Genomic DNA, 232 nt, shown 5'->3' on the forward strand with positions numbered 1-232 from the left:
TTCCGCAAGGAAGTAAGATCCCTGAAAGATGATCAGGTTGATAGGTCTGAGGTGGAAGTGTGGCGACACATGGAGCTGACAGATACTAATCGATCGAGGACTTAACCACATTTTGAATGATGTCACATCTGTTATCTAGTTTTGAGAGAACACCTCTCTAAAAGGCGGAAAAGCAAAGAAACTCCGCTAAGGGCTCTCACATCCTGTGAGAAACGCCCAGTACCTTCATCCT

At 45.3% G+C, this 232-nt stretch carries 1 rRNA gene; it reads left to right on the plus strand.

What is annotated here, in order from left to right:
* Window positions 1–109: ribosomal RNA gene (locus tag Q3W56_RS20915) — 23S ribosomal RNA — on the plus strand; the annotation flags it as partial.
* Between the last annotated feature and the right edge of the window lie 123 nt (window positions 110–232).

Source organism: Bacillus sp. C28GYM-DRY-1, assembly GCF_030519405.1.
Taxonomy (GTDB): Bacteria; Bacillota; Bacilli; order Bacillales; family Bacillaceae; genus Bacillus; species Bacillus spizizenii_A.